The organism is Sphingomonas radicis, assembly GCF_051400635.1.
Classification (GTDB): domain Bacteria; phylum Pseudomonadota; class Alphaproteobacteria; order Sphingomonadales; family Sphingomonadaceae; genus Sphingomonas.
Window position 1 is genome coordinate 1 of record NZ_JBLFFG010000020.1, and the last position, 504, is coordinate 504.

Annotated in this window: 1 pseudogene; it reads left to right on the forward strand. The window is 65.5% G+C overall.

Annotation, left to right across the window (positions count from 1 at the left end):
- Positions 1 to 504 (forward strand): annotated as a pseudogene (locus ACMGDH_RS18235) (hypothetical protein); the annotation flags it as partial.

Here is a 504-nt window from a genome sequence, read left to right on the forward strand (position 1 = left end):
GAGGTCGGAGAAATTGCCGGTGCCGTCGAGAAATTCAAGATCGTGTCCGAGCAGAAGGCGCGCGCGGAAGCGGAAGCCAAGATGCGGCAGGATCAGATCGCGGCCGAGCAGCGCAAGGCCGAGATGCGCAGGCTCGCCGATGGCTTCGAAGGTGCGGTCGGCGAGATCGTCGGCACCGTGTCGTCGGCTTCGACCGAGCTCGAGGCATCCGCAACGACGCTGACCTCAACCGCAGAGCGCACGCAGCAACTCACCAGCGCCGTCGCGTCTGCATCGGAAGAGGCGTCCACCAACGTTCAGTCGGTGGCCTCCGCCACCGAAGAGATGGCCTCGTCCGTCGGCGAGATCAGCCGGCAAGTGCAGGAATCGGCGCGGATGGCCAATGAGGCGGTCGGACAGGCGCGCGCCACCAACGACCGCGTCAGCGAACTCTCCAAGGCGGCGAGCCGCATCGGCGACGTTGTCGAGTTGATCAACACCATCGCCGAACAGACCAACCTGCTG